Here is a 24,915-nt window from a genome sequence, read left to right on the forward strand (position 1 = left end):
CGCTCCCACATGGATTGCGCATGACTAACTGGCATTGGGGCAAGCCAACTCGCCACAGGTTCAGACTTTCGATAGTAGCTGAGCGTTATGCCTTAAGGCCAAACACCTCGGCCAAATGCTGCTCATAACGCGCCACATCGGCTTCGACGTTCGGGCGCTTCATTACATCGACGCACAGGAAGGTTGGCAAACCGGTCATGCCAAGGAAGGTGTTGGCCTTGTGGAACGGGAAGTACACCGCGTCCACGCCTTTGGCTTCGAAGAAATCGGTCGGGTCGTCGAAGGCTTGTTGCGGCGCGTTCCAGGTCAGCGACAGCATATATTTTTTACCGTGCAACAAACCGCCGCTGCCGTACTTCTGCGACGCGTCGGAACGCGTGCGGCCATCGCTGGCGTAAAGGCTGCCGTGGCCTTCGGTGAAGACTTCATCGACGTACTTCTTGACGGTCCAGGGGGCGCCCATCCACCAACCGGGCATCTGATAAATGATCACGTCGGCCCAGAGGAATTTGGCGACTTCCTCCGCGACGTCGTACCCCTCGTCGATAAACGTGGCTTTTACATCCACACCGCCGCGATCCAGCACGCTCAGCGCCGCTTCATGCAACGTCGTGTTGTAGCGGCCATCGGAGTGGGCAAATTTTTTGCCGCCATTGAGCAACAGGACTTTTTTCATGGGAGAAGTCTCGCAAGGTTGAAATTCGATGGCGGCAGAGTAGCGATCGACCTCGCGTGGAATAAGCCCTCATTCAGCAAAATTCATTTGACCAATACGCACGAATCGGCAGGCGATTATTGCCATAAGCTTGTGCCGATTCTGACTTTCAAGGAAAACCTGATGAGCGAACTGCATGGCTTCATCCTGCACGCCAAGACCCGCCCGGAAAAAACTGAGGCCTTCGAAGCGTTGTTCCGTGCTTATGTCGAACCAAGTCGCGCCGAACCCGGTTGCATCGAGTACCACATGCTGCGCGACAAACAGGACCCGACACTGTTTATCTTCTACGAGATCTGGCAATCCCAGGCTCATCTGGATACGCACTCGAACCTGCCGCACATGAAGCAGTTCCTCGACCAGCGCATGGAGTTTCTGGAACGGGATTTCGATATCCGGCCGATCGAGATGCTCAGCGCGTCGTCCGCTAGCCGCTGATCAGCAAGTGGCCACCGAGCATACCGAGGCCGATGAAGAATACGCGCTTGAACAACACGGCGCTGATCCGCTGGCGCAGCCATTGCCCCAGCAGCATGCCGAGCACCGCCGGAATCAGCGCCAGCAGCGATGCACTCAACTCGCCACCGCCGAGGGCACCGCGCCATAACAGCCCGGCGGCCAATGCCAGGGTCGAGACGGTGAACGACAGGCCCAGCGCCTGCACCAGTTCATCCTTGCTCAAGCCCAGCGCTTGCAGATAAGGCACCGCCGGAATCACGAAGACGCCGGTGGCCGAAGTGATGACGCCCGTCAGCACACCGCAGAGCGGACCGAGCCAACGCTCGGTGCGACCGCCGACGCGCAAGGTCGGCAGGAACAACCCGCTCAAGGCGTATATCAACAATGCCGCCCCCAGCCCCCGCACGACCCAATGCCCGCCGGCCATGCCGATCCACAGAGTACCGGCACCCGTGCCGATGAAAATCGCCAGCAGCATCGGCCACAACCGGTTCAACAGCCCGCGCAAATGACCGCCGAATGCCAGTTGCCAGACATTGGTAAAGGTAGCGGGAATAATCAGCAACGCCGCAGCCTGCGACGGTGCCATAGCCAGACCGAGCAAGCCCATGGCAATGGTCGGCAAGCCGAGGCCGATCACACCTTTGATCATCCCGGCCAGCAGGAAGGTGGTGATAACCAATAAAGACAGGGCCAGACCCAGATGTTGGTAGAACGCGGCGAGTGTATTCATGGGGCTATGGTGAGCCCTGATGGTTGCCTTGAAAATCTGCCATATACTGAGGCTGCCTCTTGCTCATCAAGAGGCAGAAGACTTCGCTGGTACTGCTGGCGCTTTCGCGAGCAAGCCCGCTCCCACAGGGATCGAATGCGGACACAAGAAGTCGGAACACCCGAGATCCATTGTGGGAGCGGGCTTGCTCGCGAAAGCGCCCGTCCAGACAACAAACCTCCCGAGGCTGTAACGATGCACTTCGACCTCACCGACCTGCGCCTCTACCTGAACATCCTCGACACCGGCAACATCACCGCCGGTGCCGCCCGCAGTCATCTGTCTCTTGCGGCGGCGAGTGCTCGAATCCGCGCCATGGAAGCTTCACTGGGCATCGAGTTTCTAGAGCGAGGTCGCCGCGGTGTCAGCCCAACCCCGGCCGGCAAGGCCCTGGCGCAGCATGCCCGAGCCCTGTTGCAACAGGCCGATCGCATGCAGCAGGACCTGGCCGAATACGCCAAAGGGGTCAAAGGCCAGGTGCGATTGTTGTGCAATACCACGGCGATCACCGAGTACCTGCCGGAGTTGCTGGCAGACTTTCTGCGCGATCATCCGAACCTCGACATCGACCTGCAAGAGCTGCCCAGCGCGCGCATCACCCACGCCTTGCGCCAAGGTGCGGCGGACCTGGGCATCGTGTCCGACGCCGTGGATGCCGACGGCCTTCAGACCCGCTATTTCCGTGACGACCCACTGGTGCTGATCCTGCCCTGCGATCATCCCTTGGCCGACAGCGAACCATTAAGTTTCAGCGCCACCCTGCACCACGATTACGTCGGCCTGAACGCCAACAGCGCCTTGGCCGTGTACCTGGAAGAACAAGCCCTGCACAGCGGCTTACGGATGCAGATCCGCATCCGCGCCGATGGCTTCGATGGCGTGATGCGCATGGTCGCCCGAGGTGCCGGGCTGGCGATCGTGCCCTTGGCGGCGGTCGAACGCTGGCCGACTGAAACACCGTTCAAAAGCATCGCACTGAACGAGCCATGGGCACGACGCAAACTGTTGCTGTGCGCCCGGGACTTCGCCGTGCTACCCGGTTATGCCCAGGCCTTGCTGAACGCCTTGACTCTCCCCTGAGGGGCAGGCTTTACCCTTGAAGTTTCATCTTCAGGGACAGTTACGATGAGCCAGCAAACCACCCGGTAGAGGGGCCTTGAACACGCGCTCCTGCAGCCCCCTTTTCAGCAAAAATAAGCACAAGGAATAGCTTGCATGGTACGACTACATACGTACTATAGCTTCGAAGCCGAACGTGTCGTTCAGTACCCGCCACCCTGCGGCGACGGCGGGCAAGGAAGAACGGATCAGCTCCAATAACCTACAAGGAATGAGGGGACGCTATGGTTGATTCAACTGAGTTTCGTAATGCGATGGCGATGCTGGGAAGTGCGGTCACCATTGTGACAACGGATGGCCCCGCGGGCCGTTTTGGCTTTACCGCTTCGGCGGTGTGCAGCGTGACGGATTCACCGCCCACACTGCTGGTCTGCGTGAACCGCTCCTCGTCCAATCATGAGCATTTCAAAACCAATGGGGTGCTCTGTGTGAATGTGCTGACGGGAAATCATCAATCAACATCCGGGGCGTTCGCCAATCGTCAGCTGTCCATGCAGGAACGCTTTTCCAGTGTGAACTGCGAAACCCTGGTGACCGGTTCGCCAGCCATCGATGAAGCGCTGGTCAATCTCGACTGTCGCATCAGCAAGATCGACGAAGTGGGTACTCACAGCATTTTTTACTGTGAAATCCTCAAGCTCAAACACAGCGAGGCCAAGGAAGGCCTGGTGTACTTCAATCGCAATTACTACCGCCTCAACGACGAACTGCGATTGGCGCCCGATCAGTAACCGCTGCCTGCCCGGCATTGATGACAGCCGTCGTGTGCCTGGACGTCGGCCTGTCCAATACCGGGTCATCACAGGGATGAGAACATGTTATTCAATGAAGAAAACTTCGCGGACATAGACCTTAACCTGATCATCATTTTTCTGGTGTTGTTCCGGGAGCGAAGTGTTTCCCGCACGGCTGAACGCCTGCATGTCAAACAACCAGCGATCAGCGGATCGTTATCGCGCTTGCGCAAAAAGTTCGATGACCCGTTGTTCCTGCGCACCTCCAATACCATGCGCCCCACCTCGAAAGCTGAAAAACTGGCGCTGGCCCTCACCCCGGCGATCAGTCAGATAGAAGCGGTGATTTGCCGCTGACAAAGAACGCCAAAACCCCTTGGTCGGGTGAGCGATCAGGGGGTTGTCCCGGATTCAACCGTAGAACGCTGAGAGGATATGAAAAGATAAGGGATCGGAAGATGCGTGACTTCAAGCTCGATTGCCGGGCCTGATCCTGACTAAACCCGCGCCCAAAAGGCCGGTAGAAAGCACTCACTGACCAGCAAGGCAGAGCCGTTGCGCGTGAAGCGCGAGCGCCTGGCCAGCAATCGTTTGGCATGAGGGGCGAAACGATAGGACAGCGCCGCCAATGGCGCACCGGGGGACAGCAAAGCGCACTGGAAAGGTTCTCGCAGGGTTTGGGCCGACGTATAGAGGATCTCGGCCAATGGCCGGCCACCGTATTCGTTCAGCTCCGACCAATCGGCGCTCAGGGCCGGTACGCTGGTCAGGCTGCGCGCCGTGATACAGGGTTCACCATCGAGCTTCATGACCACTTCACGCACCCAACCGGTCGACGCCGCCGGCACGTTCAAAGCCTCTGCCTCGTCAGGGTTGAGCGGCCCGTGGGACTGCTCGACCACTTCGATGGAGTAATTGCCCATCGCCTTCAAACGAGGGGTCAGCGCGCCCGGCAAAAACAGCCAGTGATGTTCGGGGTCAGTTAATTCCGACAACGGTCGCGACGACCAATAATGACTTGTCCCCATACTCTCACCTCCCTGGTGATCGTGAACTCAATGGTTGCAGTGAAGGGCTCTGCCCTTCACTTGCCGTGTACTCCTACAACTCAAGCCTCGGCGTCTTCGTTCACTTCATGCTTGCTGATCACTTCGACGGTTTGCTCATCGAATTTGACCGCTGTGAGCAGTGAATCGAGCAGCCCTGGAAAACGCTGGTCCATGTCTTCGCGGCGCAGAGACAACAGGTTTTCCCGACCATACGGCCGTTGCCAAATCAGACCGCTGTCACGCAGGACCCGCCAGTGATGCGTCATTGTCGATTTCGACGCCCCTTTGAGAATCCGCCCGCACGGGTGTTCCTGGCCATCGGCCAACACTTTCAATACAGTCAGACGCAACGGGCTACCCAGTGCGGACAGAACATTCTCTAATAAGATCTGGTCCTGATTAGGGTGATTTGCAACGTTCATAGGTAGGTACCTTTGATGATATAGGCGGGAGGTGTCTTACTAGGATTCGTCTATACGAGAACAGTAAGACTATACACAAAAAGTACACCCCCGCGATAACCACCCCGGGCACTACAGCACCTTGAACCCTGCAATCCCGAGTTTGTTTTTTACTGCACTTCACGCTCCTGGAAGCCGCCGCCCAAGGCCGCCATCAACGAAATCGAACTGTCGATGTGCTTGCTGTTGAGGAAGGCCAGGCGCATCTCGTCCTGAATCAATTGTTGCTCAATGTTTAACGCATCCAGGAACGTATCTTCACCGGCCTTGTACCGGGACTGAGAAAGATCGTAGGACGACTGGGCAATGGCACAGGCCTCTTGCTGCACTGCAATCTGCTGTTCGAAAGAGCGCAGTTGCGTGACCGAAATCGCCACTTCATGCAGGGCCGAGGTCAGTACCTGGTTGTAGTGAGCAATCGAAATATCCAGTTCGGCATTGCCGGCCTTGAGGTCGGAGCGCAAGCGCCCGGCATCGAAAATCGGCAGGGAAACGGCCGGGGCGATGTTCCAGAACTTGCTGACGCTGGCCAGCAATGCATCCCCGGACAAAGCGTGAGTCCCCGCCGAGGCCACCAGGTTGATGTTGGGATAAAACGTAGTCTTGAGCGCATCGATATTCTTGTTCTCGGCTTCGACCCGCCAGCGTGCCGCCACGATATCTGGCCGACGTCCGACCAGTTGCGCCGGCAACTGAGCGGGCAGCGCCACCACACTGGCTTGCAGGCTTGAAGGACGGTCGATGCTTTGCGCGCGATCCACGCCCTTGCCGACCAAGGCCGACAATTGCAACCGGGCGATTTCGATGTCATCCAGCGCGCCGATCAAGGTCGACTCCGAGCGCGCCTTGAGGCTTTGCACCTGCTTCAACTGCGACAGGTTATCCAGCCCCGAGTCATAGCGTGAACCCGAGAGCTCCACCAGCTTGCTCAACCGCGCGAGATCCCGCCGATTGAGCTCCGACACCTGCCAGGCGTAGGCCAGTTGGTTGTAGGCCTTGACCACGTTGACCGTCAGAATCAGCCTCGACGATTGCAAGTCGACTTCGGCCGCCATGGCACTGTTGAGTGCCGACTCCCAAGCCGCCCGCTGTCCACCCCACAGGTCAAAGGTGTAGTTGAAATTGACCGCAAGCGATCGGGCGGTGACGTAGTTCCGGCCCTCTCCGCTGTAGTCCTCATACCGGGACAGTCGGGCACGGGTGACGCCCGCCGAAGCATTGACTTCGGGGTAGCGCTCGGCCTCGCGCAAATCCAGAAATGCATTGGCCTTGGCGACCCGTGCCGACACTTCCTGCAAGTCCGGGTTGCTGGCATAGGCCTCTTCGATCAAGGCGCCCAGTCGCGGGTCACCCAACGACGTCCACCAGTCGGCACGAGGCCAGTTGGCGGGCGGCAGTGTGTCTTGCAGCGTTTTGGAGTGCAGATCGTCAACCGACAACAAGCTGCCCTGATGATCGATCCCGGCATAGTTCACACAGCCTGCCGCCATCAGGATGGAAATAGCCAGCGGCGCCAGCATCAAGCGCGTAATCCGATACATACAACATCCTCACATGATGGGTTGCGGCGCACTGACCAGAGTGGCCTCTGACGCGCTGGCTGGCTGTTTGATCGAGCTCAGCAAGGTGTAAACCGAGGGCAGGATAAACAGCGTGAACAGCGTGCCGATCAGCATGCCCACCACAATCACCAGGCCCAGCCCGAAGCGGCTGTTGGCGCCGGCACCGCTGGCGAACAACAGGGGAGCAAGCCCCACCACCATCGCAGCAGTGGTCATGAGAATCGGCCGCAGGCGAACCTGCGCGGCATGTTGAATCGCCTGCACCCGGTCCATGCCTTGCTTGCGCTGCAATTCATTGGCGAACGCGACCATCAAAATGCCGTGCTTACTGATTAATCCGATCAAGGTGATGAGGCCGATTTGCGTGTAAATGTTCAGCGAGGTCATCCCCAGCGCCAGCGGTACCAGCGCCCCGCAAATCGACAGCGGTACGCTGATCAGAATGATGAACGGATCGCGGAAGCTCTCGTATTGCACGCTCAGCACCAGGTAAATGATCACCAGCGCCAGACCGAAGGTGAACGCCAGGCTGTTGCCTTCCTGCACGTACTGCCGGGCATCGGACTGCCAGTCGAAACTGAAGCCGGCCGGGAACCCTTCCGATTGCTTTTGCAGGAACCCCACGGCATCGCCCAGGGTCACGCCCGGTGCCGGAATGGCCTGGAACGTGGCGGAGTTCTGCTGGTTGAATTGGGTCAAGCGATTGGGCTCGACTTTCATGTTGAGCGTGGCCAGTGTCGATAACGGTACCGGATTGCCCTTCTGATCCTTCACGTAATACAACTTGAGGGTTTCGGGGGTGAGCCGGTCCGAGGAAATCGACTGCGGAATCACGTCGTAGGAGCGCCCGTGAAAGGAAAACCGATTGACGTATTTCTCACCGATCAAACTGTTGAGGGTCTCACCGATATCCTGCATGCGAATGCCCAGGGCGTTGGCCTTGGCGCGATCGATCTGGATTTCCACCACCGGGTTGTTGAAGTCCAGGTCGCTGTCGACCACGGCAAACAAGCCACTGGCCTGAGCCGCCTGCTTGAGCTGATCCATCACGTTGAACAATGCCAGGTAATCCTGATCACTGCGGATCACCATTTGCACCGGTAACCCACCGGTGGAACCCGGCAAGGGCGGCATCTGGAACACGAAGATGCTGGTGCCTTCGATCTCGTTGACCCGCGCCTGCAAGTCGGGCTGGATCGTGTTGGCGTCGCGACCGCGCTTGTCCCAGTCCACCAGGTTGATCCCGCCGACGCTGTTGGACAGCCCATCGGAACCGTTGGCCACCCAGTTGCTGTAGCCCTCGGGGATCTGGTTGAACGTCTCGTAGAGCTTGTGGGCGTACGCCTCAAGGTAATTGAGGTTGGCATGTTGCGGCGCCTTGATGGCCGTCAGCAAAATGTTCTGATCTTCCAGCGGCGCCAGTTCAGTCTGCGCCGAGCGGTACAGAAACGGCAGGCTGAAAAAGATCACCAGGGCCACGCTGAGGCTGATCCAGCGCCGTGCAAGCGAGCCGCCCAGCAACGCGCCATAGCGGCGGGCCAAAGACTGGAAGAAACGGTCGGCCTTGACGGCCATGAAGCCCTCGCTGCTTTTGGCGTCCAGCAGACGGGTACTCATGATTGGCGACAACGTCAACGCAACGATGCCGGAGATAACCACGGCCCCTGCCAGGGTCAGCGCGAACTCCTTGAACAGCGTGCCGGTCAGCCCGCCCATCAAACCGATAGGCGCGTACACCGCCGCCAGGGTGAACGTCATCGCGACCACCGGCCCAGCCACTTCCCGGGCCCCGATCAACGCCGCATCGAATGGGGATTTGCCTTCCTCGATATGGCGGTGCACGTTCTCCACCACCACGATCGCATCGTCCACTACCAGGCCGATGGCCAGAACCATCGCCAGCAACGTCAGCAGGTTCAGACTGAAGCCGAACATCTGCATCAACATCGCGGCGCCAAGCATCGACAGCGGAATGGTCACCAACGGAATCAGCACGGTGCGGAACGTACCCAGGCACAGGTAAATCACCAGGACCACGATCACCAAAGCTTCCAACAGCGTGTAAGACACTTCATCAATCGAGGATTGAATGAAGTGCGCCACTTCGAACGGAATTTGTACCGTCACACCCGGCGGCAGAGTTTCCTGGATCTGCGGCAACAGTTCCCGTACGCGCTTGACGATCACCAGCGGGTTGCCGGTCGGTGCGGCGTCCAGGCCGAGGAACAGCGCCGGCACATCACTCATCGAACCACTGGTATCGGTTGAAGCGGCATTGAGCTCGACAGTCCCGACATCCCGCACGCGGATGATGCGGCCATTGTCGTTGCGCAGCACCATGTCGCGGAAATCTTCAACACTGTTCAGGTCGGTGTTGACCCGCAAGTTGCTGACCACATACAAGCCCTTGACCTGCCCCGGGGCGGCCTGGAAATTGTTGCCTTCGATCGCCTTCGACACGTCCTGGCCGGTCATTCCATAGCCCGCCAGGCGTTGCGGATCCAGCCACAGGCGCATGGAGAGTTTCTGCTCGCCCATGATGTTGATTTTGGCCACGCCTTCGATGCCGGCGAACATCGGTTCGACGACACGGGAAATGTAATCGGACATCTCCGGAATGGTCAGGTTGGAACTGGCGAACGCCACATAGGCCACGCTGGTGAAACCACCCGAGGTGCGTTCCACCACCGGGTCATAGGCATCCTTGGGCAAGCGGTATTTGATCTGATTGACCTTGGCCATGACCTCGGTCAGCGCGGAGATGGAATCACTGTTGAGTGCCATCCGGATCGTCACTTGGCTACGGCCCTGGGTCGACGCCGAAGACAGATAATCGATGCCCTCCACCGAGGCCACCGCCTGGCTGATCGGTTGTGTCACAAAGCCCTGCATCAACTCCGACGAGGCGCCCGGGTATTGAGTGGTGACCGTGATGGTCGAAGTTTCCAGCATCGGATACTGGCGGATCGGCAGGTTCAGCAACGCACGCACGCCGAACAGCAGGATCAGCGTACTGACCACCACTGCGAGCACGGGGCGGCGGAGAAAGATATCGGTGAATTTCATTTTTCCAACCCCGTGGTGAGGTTAAGGCCAACCGTGTCCGGCACACCTTCCACAGCCACTCCGTCATGAAGTTTCAACTGACCGGAAGTCACCACCTGCACGCCTTCGTTCAAACCTTTGTCGACAACCGCCCAGCCATCGCGGCGCTCACCGACCTTGATGCTCTCGCGCTTGACCTTCTGCACCCCCAAGTCATCCGTGTACACGGAGAAGACGCTTTCGCCGTAGGCGTTGTAGGTGATGGCCGTCTCCGGAATCACCAGCTCGGAAGTCTGCGGCAACGTGACCGATACCCGGGCATACATGCCTGGGCGCAGCAGTTTTTTCGTGTCAGTGATCACCGCCTGGACGTTGATCGTGTGGGACTGATTGATCTGTGGATCGACCGCCACAATCTTTCCCTGAAACTTCACATCCGCCCAGGCATCAACTTTCGCCTGCACGGTTTGGCCGAGCTGTACGCGGGAGCCATCGCGCTCGGCCAGGGTAAAGTTGACCCGCAGCACACCGGGGTCGGTCAGGGTTGCGACAGCGCCACCGGCCTCCAGGTACTGACCCAGATGCGCCTGACGAATCCCCAGGGTGCCAGCGAACGGCGCACGAATATGACGCTGGGCGATTTGCGCCTGCATGCGCTCCATGTCGCCTTTGGCCGCGTCATATTGAGCGCGGGCGCTGTCAAAGGCCCGACGGCTCTCGGCACCGGTTTTCGCCAGTTCCTGCACCCGGGCGAATTGCGCCTTGGCCGATTCGAACTCGCCCTTCAGGCGAACCAGTTCACCTTGCTCCGGTGCGTCGTTGAGCGTGAGCAGAACCTGCCCCGCCGCCACTTGATCACCGGACTCAAAGTCGATGTCCACGACCTTGCCACTGACTTCAGCCGACACCAGCACCTGGCGCTGAGCCTCAAGCTTGCCGATGGCTTCCAGGTAATAGGTGTAGGGCTGCTTCTTGACCTGCGCCAAACCGACCTTGGTACTGGGTATCCGTTGTTCGGCCGAGACCGGGGCGGGCCACCAGAAACGCCAACCGAAAGCACTGCCAATAATAATAACCAGCAGAACAAACACCAGTGATTTAACTTTATTTCGAGCAAGCATGTGGCACTCCCTTGACTCTCTACTGCGAGCGCAAAAGTTCAAGAATTAATAAAAGAGGCGGCACAAACCCGACGCGTCATTAATCCCTGTGATTAATCACTCATGACACGCCGGATTTATTTATAACCGTTTACGCTGCCGCGAGCGCATTGGTCTTATCCAGGTAAAACTTGCCGATACCGTGCAAGTTCAAAGGCGACAAAGTAAAGTGCTTTGAACCGGTATGAATGTCGCGGAAACAGCGTTCCAGGAAGTGGGACTTGTAAACCGCTTTGGAACCGGCGAGCGCGTAAATCTGATTCACAGCGTTTACCGAGTTTTCAGTGAGCACCGAGGCCGCCAGCCCGACCCGGGCACTGACCGGATCACCGATGGTCTCACCACGGTTGATGACCTGGCAGATCGCATCTTCGAGCAGCAACTGAGCAGTGTGCACCGACGAAATGGCCCGACCGGTTTTCTCGAAAATCACCCCTTCCAGGCCAGGATCGGTGTTCACCGCACGCTCGTTACGGAAATGATCGACCGCTGCACGAGCAACGCCCAGCACGGTGGACATCGCCGCCAGGGTACCGAATTCGTAATAACCGGTGGCGTACGCCCGCGAACTACGGATTTGCGGGGACTTCTTCAACGTCTCGACATCCAGGGAGAACGCCTTGTTGACCAGCACTTGCTCACACTCGAAATGGTGGCTGCCCGTGCCGCGCATGCCCAGCGTGTCCCAGGTGTGGTTGATCTTGCATTGAGACGCCGGAACAAAAAACATCCGCACTTCAGGGGCCGAACCGTCGGCCGGGCCTTTCACCGTGGCGGTGCATACCAGCCAGTCGGCATAGGCCGAACCGCTGGCGAAAGCCCATTTGCCGTTCAGCAGGTAATCGTCGCCGACCGGCACTGCCTCACCGCCAGAGTGAATCGCACCAATCACAAACCCCGTGCAAGTGCTGTAGATCGCTTCGGAGGTCTGCTCCGGCAAGTAGTCGGAGAGTCGACCCATTGCCACTTGCACCGCCAATTGCCAAGACACCGAGGCATCATGACGGGCAAATTCGAGCAGCATGGCGGAGGTCGTCTGGATATCCACTTGCGAACCACCAAACGCCCTGGACACCGACGTTCTGCCGAAACCTTCCTTGAAGAGCTCAGACATCACATCCTTGTGAGTCGCATTCGTCTGCTCGCTGTAATCCCTGTGCCTGATGATCAACGGGTTCAGCGCACGCACCTTCTCAAGCCATTCATTGGACTCAGTGGGAAGATTGTTCCATTGCATAAGATTTTTCATAACGGCTCCTAGCTATTATTTATTTAATGATCAGCAGACGAAGAACAGATGAATCTTTATTATTTTTGAACCCGACAAAAATGTACGTCTACAGTCGTACATTGGCAAGCGTTAGTTAGGTTTTCTTTTAGGAAAAATCCCGTCCAGCTTAATGAAAAACTCCAGACGAAAAGACACTACCGAACTTCCATAGAAGTTACGTTTCTTTTAACTTTCGGTATTAGCGTGAGCCGGCGCGTCGTGCACTCACCTCCGACAACGATGCCCAGTCCTGATCGCCCTGACCATGGGCCATTCCGTCCAGCAAGTTGTCTTTCAACACACTGGCAAACGGCAATGGCACCTGCGCCGCTTCGCCCGCCTCCAGGGCCAAGCGAATATCCTTCAGACCCAGGGACAGCTTGAAGCCCGCCGGCTCAAAATGTTTATCGATCATCAGTTGCCCGTAGCCTTGATAAACCGGCACGGGAAACAGCGTCGAGGTGATCATTTCAATGAACGTCGCGCGGCTGATGCCATAGCTGCTGGCCAGAGTGGACGCTTGCGCCATGGACTCGATCGCCGACGCAATCATCAGGTTGGCCGACAGTTTGGCCACGCACGCCAGCTCCGCGCATTCCCCGAATGGCCAGGTCTTGCGTCCCAACACATCGAATAGCGGCTGAACACGGGCCAGTGCCTGCGCAGGACCAGAGGCGAGGATGTTCAAATTACCGGCCGCGGCCACGTCCACCCGTCCCAGCACCGGCGCAGAGACATACGCCACACCGCGCTCGGCATGCAGCGCCGCAAACTCCTTGGCCAGCGCGACCGACACTGTGGACATATTCACGTGAACACTCCCCGCGGCGAGGCCATCCAGCCCTTTGCCGTCGATGAACACCGAGCGGATGGCGACGTCATCGCCCAACATCGAGATCAACACCTCGGCCTGCGCGGCGAGTGCCGGACTATCGACGGGCTGAGCACCGGCACGCGCCAATTCATCCAGCGGTGCCGACGATCGATTCCACACTTTGACCCGATGACCGGCCTTTAACAGGTTCAGCACCATCGGCACGCCCATCGTGCCCAAACCAATAAATCCCAACTCCATGCTCTGCTCCCGTCCTTGTCAGCTGCTCGAAATGTCCGTGGACGCCGATCCAGAATTGCGATTGTACGTGTACAGGCGTACATTTCAAGTGCCTCGTTTATTTAACCTCGAGACACCGGCTTCAAACACACCTACACACAAGGCAAGGAGGCTTTATGCAATTCGGGATCTACACCGTTGGCGACGTCACACAAGACCCGACCAACGCCAGTACCCCAAGTGAATCTCAGCGCATTCAGGCCACCCTGCAAATCGCGCAAAAAGCCGAAGACATCGGCCTGGATGTGTTCGCCACGGGCGAGCACCACAATCCGCCGTTCATCACGTCCTCCCCCACCACGTTGCTGGCGTACATCGCAGCGAAAACCCAGCGCATCATTTTGTCGACGTCCACCACCCTCATTACCACCAATGACCCGGTGCGGCTGGCCGAGGAATACTCGTTGCTGCAACACCTGGCAGGCGGCCGCATGGACTTGATGCTTGGCCGGGGAAATACCGCACCGGTCTATCCCTGGTTCGGCAAAAGCATCGTCGACGGCCTGCCGCTGGCGATGGAAAATTATCGATTGCTGCACCGGCTCTGGCGCGAAGAGGACATCAACTGGAGCGGTCGCTTTCGCACACCCTTGAAGAATTTCACCTCCATTCCAAGACCGCTGGACGACGTGCCGCCCTTCGTCTGGCATGGCTCGATTCGTACCCCGGAAATCGCCGAGCAAGCGGCGTATTACGGCGATGGTTTTTTTGCCAGCCATATCCTCTGGCCCCGCGAGCACTTCATTGCCCTGGTGGAGTTTTATCGTGAGCGATTTGCGCACTACGGGCATGGCACGCCGGAACAGGCCATCGTCGGCCTGGGCGGGCACATTTTCATGCGCCGTAACTCTCAGGACGCACGACGGGAGTTCCGCCCTTACTTCGACAACGCCCCGGTCTACGGTCATGGTCCTTCCCTTGAGGAGTTCATGGAGATGACCCCGTTGTCCGTGGGCAGCCCCCAGGAAATCATCGACAAGACCCTGACGTTCCGCGAGCACTTCGGCGACTACCAGCGACAGCTGTTTCTCTTCGACCATGGCGGCATTCCTTTAAAAACCGTGCTGGAACAACTCGACATGTTCGGCAAGGAAGTACTGCCGGTATTGCGCGAAGAGACCCGCAAGCGTCGCTCACCGTTAGCCGCCGAGCCACCGACCCACGCCAGCCGCCTGGCACGTTTGCGTTCGACACAAACGCCGCCGCTTGAACCGCGACCGGGCTTCAAGACTCCGCAACACGACAGGGTCACCGGACGATAAACCGCCACTTCAATGGCCCACGATCGACCTGTGGGCCATTGAATGGAGTCAGGCCGCGCCTTTGAGCGGTTGCCGTGCATCCATGACCGACAGCACGTCATGGGTGATCAGGCGAGCGAGGTATTGACCGTAGCCGGTCTTGCTCATGCTCCCTGCCTGCACCAACAGTTGCGCATCGTCGATCCAGCCTTTGTTGTAGGCAATCTCTTCCAGGCAAGCGATCTTCAGGCCCTGGCGTTTCTCGATGGCATGCACGAAATTTCCTGCTTCCAGCAAGGAGTCGTGAGTCCCGGTATCCAGCCAGGCCAACCCGCGCCCCATCACCGAAACGTTCAACTTGCCGCGTTCCAGGTAGACATTGTTGACGTCGGTGATTTCAAGTTCGCCCCGTGGCGATGGCTTGATATCCGCGGCGATCTGCAGCACGTCGTTGTCGTAGAAGTACAACCCGGTGACCGCGTAATTGGATTTCGGATGAGTCGGTTTTTCGCAGATGCTCAGAGCCTTGCCGGTGTCGTCGAACTCGACGACGCCGAAGCGCTCCGGGTCGGCCACGTAATAGCCGAACACCGTGGCACCCTCCTCGCGGCTGGCCGCTTCCAGCAGCGTGTCACCGAAACCGGCGCCATAGAAAATGTTATCGCCCAGCACCAGGCATACGTTGTCTTCGCCGACAAACTCGCGACCGATGATGAAGGCTTGGGCCAAACCGTCCGGGCTCGGTTGTACCGCGTAACTCAAGCTCAAGCCCAACTGACTGCCGTCGCCGAGCATGCGTTGGAAACCCGGCAAATCTTCCGGGGTGGAGATGATCAGGATTTCGCGAATATCCGCCAGCATCAACACCGACAGCGGGTAATAAATCATCGGTTTGTCGTACACCGGCAGCGACTGTTTGGAAACGCCCAGGGTCACAGGATGCAACCGTGAACCCGCGCCACCCGCCAATAAGATTCCTTTGTACTTGGCCATGCTTTTCTCCTTGAAGCAGTTGTGTGACAGACGCCCGCAATGGCGTCCGTGAAGTGGGTTGGGTTCAGGCTTCGACGGCTTCGTTCTGGTGTTCGCCGATGCGTTCCAGGGCGTAGTCGCCCGACAGTACCCGCGTCCACCAGGAACGATTGTCGAGGTACCAGTCGACCGTTTTGCGCAGGCCGCTCTCGAAGGTTTCCTGCGGCGTCCAGCCCAAGTCCTGCTGGATTTTTCCGGCATCGACGGCGTAGCGCTTGTCATGGCCGGGGCGATCCTTGACGAACGTGATCAGGTCCCGAAAACGCTCCACACCCGCCGGTTTGAGTGCGCCACGCGTCTCCAGCAAGTCGCACAAGGTGTGCACCACTTGCAGGTTGGTTTTCTCGTTGTGGCCACCGATGTTGTAGGTCTGACCCACCTCACCGCGGCTGACCACCGCATACAACGCCCGGGCATGATCTTCGACGAACAACCAGTCACGGATCTGCCCTCCGTCGCCGTACACCGGCAACGGTTTGCCGTACAGCGCATTGAGAATGATGTGAGGAATCAGTTTTTCCGGGAAATGGAACGGCCCGTAATTGTTCGAACAGTTGCTCAGCACCACCGGCAAACCGAACGTCCGGTGCCAGGCGCGAACCAGGTGATCGGAGCTGGCCTTGGTCGCCGAGTACGGCGAACTGGGTGCATAAGCGGTGGTTTCGGTGAACGCCGGATCTTCGGGTTCCAGGTCGCCGTACACTTCATCCGTGGACACATGATGGAAACGAAACGCCGCCTGACGTGGCGCATCCAATCGGTTCCAGTAGCCACGCGTCGCTTCGAGCAAAGTGTAGGTGCCGACGATATTGGTCTCGATGAAGGCTTGGGGGCCGTCAATCGAGCGATCCACGTGGGACTCGGCCGCCAGATGCATGACGGCATCGGGTTGAAGACGCGCAAAGATCTCGTCCAGCGCGTTCCTGTCGCAGATGTCCACTTGATAGAAACGATACCGCGGCGAGTCGGCCACATCGGCCAATGACTCGAGGTTACCGGCGTAGGTCAACTTGTCTACGTTGATGACTTCGCACTCGGTTTCGTTGATCAGATACCGCACGACTGCCGAGCCGATAAAGCCCGCGCCCCCTGTCACTAAAATTTTCATCAGCGCCTCCCTTGGCCAATTGATGATTCACAGCCCATCGATGTCGTGTGCCATCGAGCCATCGGTCAGTTGAGCAAGGCCACCCAGTACTGGCTCAAGCCTTTCTCCAGAATCAGCAAGGTCTGAATGCAGACAAAGCTTTCATCGGTGGTGGCCGATGTGGAATTGAGTGGCCCGAACCCGCCATCCTGTTTTTGATGGGCAGCAATCCAGTCCTTCGACGCTTGCAAGTAGTGTGGTTGGGCATCGAGCAAATACATCGCAGCGATGGCCATGTAGGTACCCACCAGGCTGACGGCCTTGCCGGGCCGGTAATGGAACGAGCCATTGGGCTGTTGCAGTTTTTGCAGCCACGCCACGGTCTGCTGCGCGTCGACGATGCGTTTATTGAGAATGAACAGCGTGGAGACCACGCGGTACACCGAGAACGCATCCGGCGGATAACCCGGTTTGTTGGCAAACCCGCCATCGGCGGTTCGGCATCGCAGCGCAAAAGCCTGCACAGCCTGTTCGTCAGGCGCCCGAGCGCCGAGCGCATGCAGCGACAAAACCGCCAGGTTGGTGTGCCAGATATCGGAGACATAACCGGCGACATCGCCGAAACCACCGTCCGGGTTCTGGCACGCCTGCAAGTAACGCACGCAACCTTCGACATCATTCGGCAGCGCCCCCAGCACCCGCAGTGACAGCACCGCGCAATAACTGGCGAATACATCGCTGAGATGACCCGGTTGTTCGGCGAAGCCGCCGTCCGCGTTTTGCGATGACTTGATGCAGTCGATCAGGCTCGCCTTGTTTTCAATCTCGATGCCCAGGGCATGCAAATCCGAGATCACATGCAAGCCGGAAAACACCTGCCACGTCTTGTCTGCCCGGAACCCCAGCGGAGCGGTTTCAGCGGTCAAGCCGTAAGGTGTATCACTGGAAGCACGAGCCTGGGACAGCCAGGCCAGGTAGCGCTTCAAGTCAACATTGATCGTCGGCACGGCCGCTGGATGAATGTCTTGCACATCGCCACTGCCATCGATGCTCTCCAGCCCCTGCGCCACCAATGCTGCGTCATCGTGATGATGCACCGCCGCGGCTGGCTGGACCGCCTGCAGTGCCTGCGCGGCGACGAGCTGGGTTTTCAGGCTCTTCAAATGCAACGGCAGGTACGTCAGGTTACCGATGGTGAACACGCCTGGCTGGCGCGGCGCCGCCCAGAACTGCCGAATGAAGGGCACGGTCGGGTCGTTGGGGGTCGACCAGAAATAGCCTTTGCCCATGAACAGCCCACCGTTGCGGCTGTCGTGAAAATCCAGCAACGCCGCCGTCACGCCGGTGCGATCGAGGTCATGAGCGTCAGCCGGGAACGCCTCAATCGCCTGCAACAGCAGCGCTGCGTCGTAGGCCGTTTTGATCGGAAATGGCGACTCGTGTTTTTTATAAGACGTGTGCCAATCGACCCGCACTTTGCCGTTGATACACACGCGGTCCCAGTACCCGCCATAGGCGGGATCGCGGAACAACGCCAAGGTCTGTTTGAGAAACGAACAGGCCAGATTCGACAGAGCATTGTCATCGCGAAGGCTTGCCAAGCCGACCAGTGCAAGGCTGGTCTGCGCGCGCACGGCACAGCGGCTCAACACCACATCGACGCCCTGCTCGCTATCACTGCCGGCGACGCGAGCGATCAGGTTTTCGGCATGTACTTCAAGATACCCGACAAGGCCGGCTCCCAGCGGATCGGTACCGATCAACGAGAGCAAATTGACGGCGCTGATGTCCAGCTCGATCGAGGTGGCCAGCTCCAGCGGTTCTGACCAGTCACTGCTATAGATGCCAGCTACGCCCGATCGGCTATAGACCGTTTCGATTTTTTCCAGCGTCGCCTTGATGTTGGCCAGGTTTGCGGTGTCTTGCGGCACTTTGCGCTGGTAGGCAATCAACGCCGCCAACGCGTCCAGCTGCAGCGCCAGCGTCCGGCAACGCCCCGAACCGTGGGGCGTCCAGAACCGATCGGCGAGTTCGTGAAACCCCGCGTGCTGGCCATCGTACAAACGCATGAGGCCCTCATGGGCGAAACGCAATTGCGCTTCGCTGCCATGAGCTGCCTGGTAGAGCGTCACCTCAACCTGATCCTGCAACTGCTTGTCACTGGAAATCGCGACCTGCCCACTGGCATCGGTGATGGCGAAGTAACCACCGTACTCGGCGTCTTTGAGGCCTTGATCAAAAAGGAACTGCGGATGAAGCGACATGGTGTATCCCTCTTCCTTGAGGCTAGGCGGCTTTGCTTTCGGTCAACGGCACGACGGCGCCCTGGCACAACTCGATAATCCGCGTGGCAGCGCGGGCAGCGCCTTCGCCGTCCGGGGCGGCCACTTGTTGATGAGGGGCGAAGTACCCGGCCGTCTTGGTGTTTTTTTCGAGCTCGCCCGCCACCAGTTCAACGATCCGGTGCTGGTCGTGACCCAGGTGGGTCGGGAAACCCAGAAGTTCCAGGCGACGCAAGGCTTCCAGCTCGTGGTATTCCGATTTCGACGGCAGGACGAACAATGTAGGAATGTTCAGCGCCGAAATTTCCGTCACGGTGATCCAGCCTGGTGCCGAAATCAGCAGACTGGCTTCACGCAACAAGCCCATCCAGTCGGGGTAGTACGGCACGCAGATGACACCTTCCTGGGCCTGGATATCCTGACGTCCCAGCAGCACCATTTTCAGCTCGGGATTTTGTTCGCGCAGGGTTTTGAAACTCTCCAGATAGGCCGCCAGCAGTGCTTCCTTGTTTTGCGAGAACATCGTAGTGCCGCTGATGGAGGCGACAATGAACGGCGAGTCGCCAAGGTTCAGTTCGGCGCGCACGTTCAAGCCGCTTTGCACCGTGATGTCACGGATCATCGGCCCGACGAAGTGTGCTTTGCCGGCACTCAAGGCCTCGGCGACCGGAGTGCCTTGATCGAGGGAAGCGACATAGGGTTTGTCGGTCAGGACCAGTTGGCTCTGATTGATCATCCAGGAGAACTGGCTATGCAGGGCCGTGCGGGCTCTGGCCATCTCAAGGGCGTTGACTTCGAATCCGCCGTCGGCCAAGTCGCTGTCTTCCAGTTGGCAGAGGGTGAAGTCATAACGCTCGGTCACAAACACCAGCGGCGTACCGCTGAAAATCGCCGCCAGGCAGGCCGCCATGTTGTAGTCGGACACCAGCACCGCCGGCTTGTATTCCGCGATCAGCGCCAGATAAGACAGGATTCGCTCGCCGGACAAAAAGGTATTGGCGATATAACCACCAATGTAATTGGCCCAATCCAGCTCTTTCGACAAGTTGCTCTTTTTCGAGTAATCGACCAGTCGCCCGGCAATGTCCACCACCTCGACCCCGGCCTTTTCGAACAATGGTGTAAAGGTCGGTTGCAAGGAAGCCAGCGCCACGGTCAACGCCATATCCGGACGTTGTTTCTTTATCGCCTGAGCGATGGAAAGAGCCCGCATGTTATGTCCGGAACCGGTAGGGTTGGGGGCAAATAAAATCATTCCTGTATCTCCATTAGTTGAACAACGCCATTGACCACAGTGTTTTCCAATACATCCCTTATAACCACTGAGTAGGGCTTTATAACGGCACCATCACCGATACTCAGTGGACCAACTATGATTGCTCCCTCACCAATAACGCAGCGACTTCCAATGCGTACAGGGGCCTCCTCCCAAGGCAGTGAACGAAACGAATGATCATGTGATGAAGTAACGACAGTGACCCGCGCGCCCAACTCACTGAAGGCACCAATCGTGACTCCGCCCGCGGCCTCGATAACGATGCCTTCACCCAACGAAGTCCCGGTTCCAATATCGATGCCACCCAGTTGCGACATCCCGCCCTGACGCACACTGCGTCCGATCAGAATGCAGTCCCGAGCGATTTCCACCGAGGCACCACCGCGCAACTCGGCGTCGATGAGCGTGTCTTCGCTGATGTCCCAGGTTTGGGTATCCGGGTTCAGTTCCTTGAGTCGGGCCACGGACAACGAGGCCCGGTCGAGCAATGAAGGCATGCCCTGACGAGCCCGCTCCCGCACTTTCGCCAGCACGCGTTCGGGGCTCGGCGCGCCGTCCTCTACCACACTGCGATAGGCGATGATTCGGGCAGGGCGCCCTACTGTGACAGCATCGGGCGGAACATCCGAGACCACCAGAGCCCCCGCAGCAACCACCGCGCCAGCCCCGATGGAAACACCTGCTTTCACCGTAACCTTCGCACCCAGCCAGGCGTTTGCGCCGATCTGGATCGGCGATTGAGCCGTCCCCAAGCACTGCACGCCGGTGGCCAGCATGCTTGCCTTGCCGATGGCGACAAACCTCAAGTCAGACTTGAACCCGACGAAACAGTCATTACCCAATTGAACATTTTGCAGACGACTGGCGGCACGAATCCATACATGCCGACCGAGTTCACTGCCAGAATCGATCGTCGTTAAAACCTCGACCACATTAGTGTCATCCACAGTAAAGCCTCATTCCATTGATACGGGATGCATGATGATTTAATGCACACAGAAACCTGCGGACCTATCCGCTTGTGCATAAGCAATAACTAACTGTTTATTTTTTCTGCCATCTCAAAGCACGCATAACATTGCGTCCGCGCAACTTTAATAACTGTTACTCCGCCGCCACGTTGTTATTTGGATAACAACAGGTAGACAGCAACACTTGGCCCGATGGCCAAGTCAGCAATTAATGATAGAGAAAGCTGAATAAAGTCTGTCCGTGACTAGAATGTAGCTCCATTGGCGGAAAAGTCCGCTAGTACGAATGTTATAGTACAGACGATTTTGTTTTGCAATAGGTGTCCGGCTGGTTATTTCGTTTGCGTCTAAAAATTTATTGAACTTTTATGGTGCGTCGCTGTAGTAAAACCGTCATGCATGCACAGCAGTGGTGCGAATCAGCCTTTGTACAGGCTCTTGCTATCAGCGTTTACAGGTAACTGGATGTCGACCCCAGACATCCGGGTGCACTCTCCCGACGATAGGCTGGTCATTCAATCCTGCCTCTAGCCTGGAGCTGACATGTCCGCACCTATCACCGTCCTACGCGATACCCACCCAATGCCCGTGCTCGACGCCTGCAAATGGGAAAAACTCGAAGGCGACCCGCACACCGTCAACCTCAACGCCTACACCAGCGAAGACGGCAGCAAGATCATGGGCACCTGGATTTGCACGCCTGGCAAGTGGTACGTGGAATACGTGAAGTGGGAATACTGCCATTTCCAGGAAGGCTACTGCGTCATCACTCCGGAAGGCATGGCGCCGATCCATCTGCGTGCCGGTGACATTTTCGTCATCGAGCCAGGGATGAAGGGCACATGGGAAGTGGTTGAGACCGTGCGCAAGTATTTCGTTTTTGCCTGATAAAGCAAAAGATCGCAGCCTTCGGCAGCTCCTACATGGGAATGTGTACACCCTGTAGGAGCTGCCGAAGGCTGCGATCTTTTTTCAGTCCATAAAAAACCGGGGATCTGCCCGACGCAGATCCCCGGAAAAACCTCTTACTGCGGCTTGCGATAGCTGTTGATGATCGCCGAGAAGTCCTTGCCGCCTTCCCCACGCTGACTCATCGCCTGATACAACTGCTGCGCCACCGCGCCAAGCACCACCGGTTGGTGCGCCTGACGTGCCGCCTCAGTGGCCAGCCCCAGATCCTTGAGCATCAGTTCAGCACCAAAACCGCCGGTATACCCGCGCGAGGCCGGAGCCGTTTCGACGATGCCGGGCCACGGGTTGTACATCTCCGAACTCCAGCAACGCCCGGTGGAACTGTTGATGATCCCCGCGAGCACCGTCGTGTCGATCCCCAGCGCATCGCCCAAAGCCATGGCTTCGCTGACGCCAACCATGGAAATCCCTAGCAGCAAGTTGTTGCAGATCTTGGCAATTTGCCCGGTGCCGACTTCGCCGCAATGGACGATGTTGCGGCCCATCTGCGCCAGCACCGGTTGCAGGGTCGCGAACAGCTCAGGCGTGGCGCCGACCATGAAAGTCAGTGTTCCGGCCGCAGCACCGCCGGTACCGCCAGAGACTGGAGCATCAGCCACGGCCACGCCTTGTTTGGCAGCCGCTGCGGCAACGTCGCGCGCCGTCTGCGGATCGATGGTGCTGCAATCCACCGCGGGCACACCCTGGGCGATCCCCGCCAGCACCCCGTCTTCGCCCAGCCAGACGCTGCGCACATGCACAGCGGCGGGCAGCATGGTGATCACCAGTTCTGCACCTTGAGTGGCTTCACGCGCCGAAGCGCTGATGCTGCCGCCCAGTTGCTCCAGCTCTGCCAGCACAGCTTTGTTCAGGTCGACCAGCCGTAGCGAATGGCCGGCCTTGATCAGGTTGCGCGCCATCGGCGCGCCCATGTTGCCGAGACCGATAAAAGCGATTTTCATGTCCGGCTCCTTAACGCAAGTGGATGGTGGTGTTCACGCCGTCGTTGACGCTGTTATCGTCGAACCAGCGCGCGGTGACGGTCTTGGTTTGAGTGTAGAACTGCACCACTTGCTTGCCATAAGGACCGAGGTCACCGAGCTTCGAACCACGGGAACCGGTGAAGCTGAAGAACGGTACCGGCACCGGAATCGGGATGTTGATGCCGACCTGGCCCACGTCGATTTCCGTCTGGAATTTACGTGCCGCCGCACCGCTTTGGGTGAACAACCCTGTGCCGTTGCCAAATGGGTTGGCGTTGACCAGAGCGATGGCTTGATCGAGGGTATCGACTTCCAATACCACCAGCACCGGGCCGAAGATTTCCTGGGTGTAGATCTGCATCTCGGGAGTGACACCAGAGAACAGGGTCGGACCGACAAAGTTACCCTTCTCGTAGCCCGGAACGCTGATGTCGCGACCGTCCAGTTCGAGCTTGGCGCCCTCCTTGATGCCGCTCTCGATCAGATCGAGAATCCGCGCCTTGGCTCGCTTGGAAATCACCGGGCCAACGTCAGTGCCCGGCTCGCTGCCGGCATTGACCTTGAGTTTCTGCGCCAGTGCTTTCAGGTCTGGCAGCCATTGCTTGGCCGCGCCCACCAGCACCACTACCGAGGTGGCCATGCAGCGTTGCCCCGCCGCACCGAAACCGGCGCCGACCAGCGCATTGAGCGCTTGCTCGCGATTGGCATCGGGCAGCACAACGGCGTGGTTTTTGGCGCCCATCATCGATTGCACGCGTTTACCGTGTTTGCCGGCCAAGTCGTAGACGTGAGTGCCGACCGCGGTCGAACCGACGAACGAAACAGCCTTGATGTCCTTGTGGGTGCAAAGCGCATCCACCACATCCTTGCCACCATGAACGACGTTGAGCACACCCGGCGGAATGCCGGCCTCGATGGCCAGTTCCACCAACAACATGGTCGACATCGGGTCCTGTTCGGACGGCTTGAGCACGAAGGTGTTGCCGCAGGCGATGGCCATCGGGAACATCCACAGCGGAATCATCGCCGGGAAGTTGAACGGAGTAATGCCAGCGCAGACGCCGATCGGTTGGCGCAGGGTGTAGGTGTCGACACCACCAGCGACGTTCTCGGCGAACTCGCCCATCTGCAGGCTGCCAATGGAGCAGGCATGTTCGACCACTTCCAGGCCACGGAAGATGTCGCCTTCGGCATCGGCGATGGTTTTGCCCTGCTCATTGCTGAGCACTACGGCAATACGCTTGGAGTGTTCGCGAATCAACGCCTGAAGCTTGAGCATGATGCGCATCCGCGCGCCGATCGGCGTCAGCTTCCAGGTCTGGAAGGCGCGATGGGCGGCGCTGATGGCGGCATCGACTTCGGCGGCTGTGGCGAATGGGACTTTGGCCAACACTTGTTGGGTCGCCGGGTTGACGATGTCGTGCCATTCGGTGGTCTGGGATTCGACCCACTCGCCATCGATCAACAGCTTGACCTTTTGCACGGTGGTTTCTAGCGATGCGTTCATATTGGTCTCCGGACGTTGTTCTTATTTAGAGAGCGATCTTTGGAGCCAAGGCGAGAAAGTCGCCTTGAGATGAGGCGTGTGTCACGAATTGGTTATCGGACTGTTTTTGGAGTATAGATGTGCAA

General features: G+C 58.3%; 22 protein-coding genes. 6 read left to right on the plus strand and 16 right to left on the minus strand.

Annotation, left to right across the window (positions count from 1 at the left end; genetic code table 11):
- Nucleotides 1–85: 85 nt before the first annotated feature.
- Entirely contained in the window at nucleotides 86–676 is a 591-nt protein-coding gene (locus PMI36_RS27585) for an NAD(P)H-dependent oxidoreductase (RefSeq protein ID WP_008067470.1), read from the minus strand.
- Nucleotides 677–838: 162 nt separating this feature from the next.
- Between PMI36_RS27585 and PMI36_RS27580 the strand changes: the two genes are divergently transcribed.
- The gene (locus PMI36_RS27580) at nucleotides 839–1,153 is read left to right on the plus strand and encodes a putative quinol monooxygenase (RefSeq protein WP_008067471.1); all 315 of its coding nucleotides are present in this window, start codon (nucleotides 839–841) and stop codon (nucleotides 1,151–1,153) included.
- On the opposite strand, the gene PMI36_RS27575 is transcribed toward PMI36_RS27580, so the two are convergent.
- Nucleotides 1,143–1,907, minus strand: coding sequence for a sulfite exporter TauE/SafE family protein (locus tag PMI36_RS27575; RefSeq protein WP_008067474.1), 765 nt, complete (start codon nucleotides 1,905–1,907; stop codon nucleotides 1,143–1,145). The genes PMI36_RS27580 and PMI36_RS27575 overlap by 11 nt on opposite strands.
- A 234-nt stretch (nucleotides 1,908–2,141) precedes the next feature.
- Between PMI36_RS27575 and PMI36_RS27570 the strand changes: the two genes are divergently transcribed.
- The 3 genes from PMI36_RS27570 (at nucleotide 2,142) to PMI36_RS27560 (ending at nucleotide 4,156) form a co-directional block, all read left to right on the plus strand.
- A complete protein-coding gene (locus PMI36_RS27570; RefSeq protein WP_008067477.1) occupies nucleotides 2,142–3,026 on the plus strand; it encodes a LysR substrate-binding domain-containing protein in 885 nt (294 codons plus the stop codon).
- Nucleotides 3,027–3,289: 263 nt separating this feature from the next.
- Complete coding sequence (locus PMI36_RS27565; RefSeq protein WP_008067482.1) at nucleotides 3,290–3,796, plus strand: flavin reductase; 507 nt, start codon at nucleotides 3,290–3,292, stop codon at nucleotides 3,794–3,796.
- Between the two features lie 84 nt (nucleotides 3,797–3,880).
- The gene (locus tag PMI36_RS27560; protein WP_008067483.1) at nucleotides 3,881–4,156 is read left to right on the plus strand and encodes a helix-turn-helix domain-containing protein; all 276 of its coding nucleotides are present in this window, start codon (nucleotides 3,881–3,883) and stop codon (nucleotides 4,154–4,156) included.
- Between the two features lie 140 nt (nucleotides 4,157–4,296).
- Here the strand turns inward: PMI36_RS27560 and PMI36_RS27555 are convergent, their stop codons facing one another.
- The 7 genes from PMI36_RS27555 to PMI36_RS27525 form a co-directional block, all read right to left on the minus strand.
- On the minus strand, nucleotides 4,297–4,827 hold the full coding sequence (locus PMI36_RS27555) for a chorismate--pyruvate lyase family protein (RefSeq protein ID WP_008067484.1): 531 nt from the start codon (nucleotides 4,825–4,827) through the stop codon (nucleotides 4,297–4,299).
- Nucleotides 4,828–4,907: 80 nt separating this feature from the next.
- Nucleotides 4,908–5,270 (minus strand): ArsR/SmtB family transcription factor, encoded by a 363-nt coding sequence (locus PMI36_RS27550; RefSeq protein ID WP_008067485.1) that lies wholly within the window; start codon nucleotides 5,268–5,270, stop codon nucleotides 4,908–4,910.
- A 149-nt stretch (nucleotides 5,271–5,419) separates the two neighbouring features.
- Nucleotides 5,420–6,850, minus strand: a complete 1,431-nt coding sequence (locus PMI36_RS27545; protein WP_008067486.1) for an efflux transporter outer membrane subunit — start codon at nucleotides 6,848–6,850, stop codon at nucleotides 5,420–5,422.
- A 9-nt stretch (nucleotides 6,851–6,859) separates the two neighbouring features.
- Nucleotides 6,860–9,937 (minus strand): MexW/MexI family multidrug efflux RND transporter permease subunit, encoded by a 3,078-nt coding sequence (locus PMI36_RS27540; protein WP_008067487.1) that lies wholly within the window; start codon nucleotides 9,935–9,937, stop codon nucleotides 6,860–6,862.
- Nucleotides 9,934–11,037: an efflux RND transporter periplasmic adaptor subunit gene (locus PMI36_RS27535; protein WP_008067488.1), complete on the minus strand. Its 1,104-nt coding sequence runs from the start codon at nucleotides 11,035–11,037 to the stop codon at nucleotides 9,934–9,936. Before PMI36_RS27535 ends, PMI36_RS27540 begins: the two co-directional genes overlap by 4 nt.
- A gap of 130 nt (nucleotides 11,038–11,167) precedes the next feature.
- Complete coding sequence (locus PMI36_RS27530; protein ID WP_008067489.1) at nucleotides 11,168–12,325, minus strand: acyl-CoA dehydrogenase family protein; 1,158 nt, start codon at nucleotides 12,323–12,325, stop codon at nucleotides 11,168–11,170.
- A gap of 220 nt (nucleotides 12,326–12,545) precedes the next feature.
- Nucleotides 12,546–13,421, minus strand: a complete 876-nt coding sequence (locus PMI36_RS27525) for an NAD(P)-dependent oxidoreductase (protein WP_008067490.1) — start codon at nucleotides 13,419–13,421, stop codon at nucleotides 12,546–12,548.
- 155 nt (nucleotides 13,422–13,576) lie between these two features.
- Between PMI36_RS27525 and PMI36_RS27520 the strand changes: the two genes are divergently transcribed.
- On the plus strand, nucleotides 13,577–14,722 hold the full coding sequence (locus PMI36_RS27520) for a CE1758 family FMN-dependent luciferase-like monooxygenase (RefSeq protein ID WP_008067491.1): 1,146 nt from the start codon (nucleotides 13,577–13,579) through the stop codon (nucleotides 14,720–14,722).
- A 48-nt stretch (nucleotides 14,723–14,770) separates the two neighbouring features.
- On the opposite strand, the gene rfbA is transcribed toward PMI36_RS27520, so the two are convergent.
- The 5 genes from rfbA to PMI36_RS27495 form a co-directional block, all read right to left on the minus strand.
- A complete protein-coding gene (gene rfbA / locus PMI36_RS27515; RefSeq protein WP_008067492.1) occupies nucleotides 14,771–15,694 on the minus strand; it encodes a glucose-1-phosphate thymidylyltransferase RfbA in 924 nt (307 codons plus the stop codon).
- A gap of 64 nt (nucleotides 15,695–15,758) precedes the next feature.
- Complete coding sequence (gene rfbB, locus PMI36_RS27510) at nucleotides 15,759–16,841, minus strand: dTDP-glucose 4,6-dehydratase (RefSeq protein ID WP_008067493.1); 1,083 nt, start codon at nucleotides 16,839–16,841, stop codon at nucleotides 15,759–15,761.
- A gap of 65 nt (nucleotides 16,842–16,906) precedes the next feature.
- A complete protein-coding gene (locus PMI36_RS27505) occupies nucleotides 16,907–19,084 on the minus strand; it encodes a prenyltransferase/squalene oxidase repeat-containing protein (protein ID WP_008067494.1) in 2,178 nt (725 codons plus the stop codon).
- 22 nt (nucleotides 19,085–19,106) lie between these two features.
- Nucleotides 19,107–20,315 carry a hypothetical protein gene (locus PMI36_RS27500; RefSeq protein ID WP_238543560.1) on the minus strand — a complete coding sequence of 403 codons (1,209 nt, stop codon included), beginning with the start codon at nucleotides 20,313–20,315 and terminating at the stop codon, nucleotides 19,107–19,109.
- Between the two features lie 38 nt (nucleotides 20,316–20,353).
- On the minus strand, nucleotides 20,354–21,325 hold the full coding sequence (locus tag PMI36_RS27495; protein ID WP_008067496.1) for an acyltransferase: 972 nt from the start codon (nucleotides 21,323–21,325) through the stop codon (nucleotides 20,354–20,356).
- Between the two features lie 567 nt (nucleotides 21,326–21,892).
- Here PMI36_RS27495 and PMI36_RS27490 point away from each other — a divergent pair.
- A complete protein-coding gene (locus PMI36_RS27490; protein WP_008067506.1) occupies nucleotides 21,893–22,237 on the plus strand; it encodes a cupin domain-containing protein in 345 nt (114 codons plus the stop codon).
- A gap of 137 nt (nucleotides 22,238–22,374) precedes the next feature.
- On the opposite strand, the gene mmsB is transcribed toward PMI36_RS27490, so the two are convergent.
- Both mmsB and PMI36_RS27480 read right to left on the minus strand, forming a co-directional pair.
- Nucleotides 22,375–23,262 (minus strand): 3-hydroxyisobutyrate dehydrogenase, encoded by an 888-nt coding sequence (gene mmsB, locus PMI36_RS27485; protein WP_008067509.1) that lies wholly within the window; start codon nucleotides 23,260–23,262, stop codon nucleotides 22,375–22,377.
- Between the two features lie 10 nt (nucleotides 23,263–23,272).
- Nucleotides 23,273–24,790 (minus strand): CoA-acylating methylmalonate-semialdehyde dehydrogenase, encoded by a 1,518-nt coding sequence (locus PMI36_RS27480; protein WP_008067512.1) that lies wholly within the window; start codon nucleotides 24,788–24,790, stop codon nucleotides 23,273–23,275.
- Nucleotides 24,791–24,915 lie beyond the last annotated feature (125 nt).

Origin of the sequence: Pseudomonas sp. GM79 (genome assembly GCF_000282495.1) — a bacterium.
Lineage (GTDB): Bacteria > Pseudomonadota > Gammaproteobacteria > Pseudomonadales > Pseudomonadaceae > Aquipseudomonas.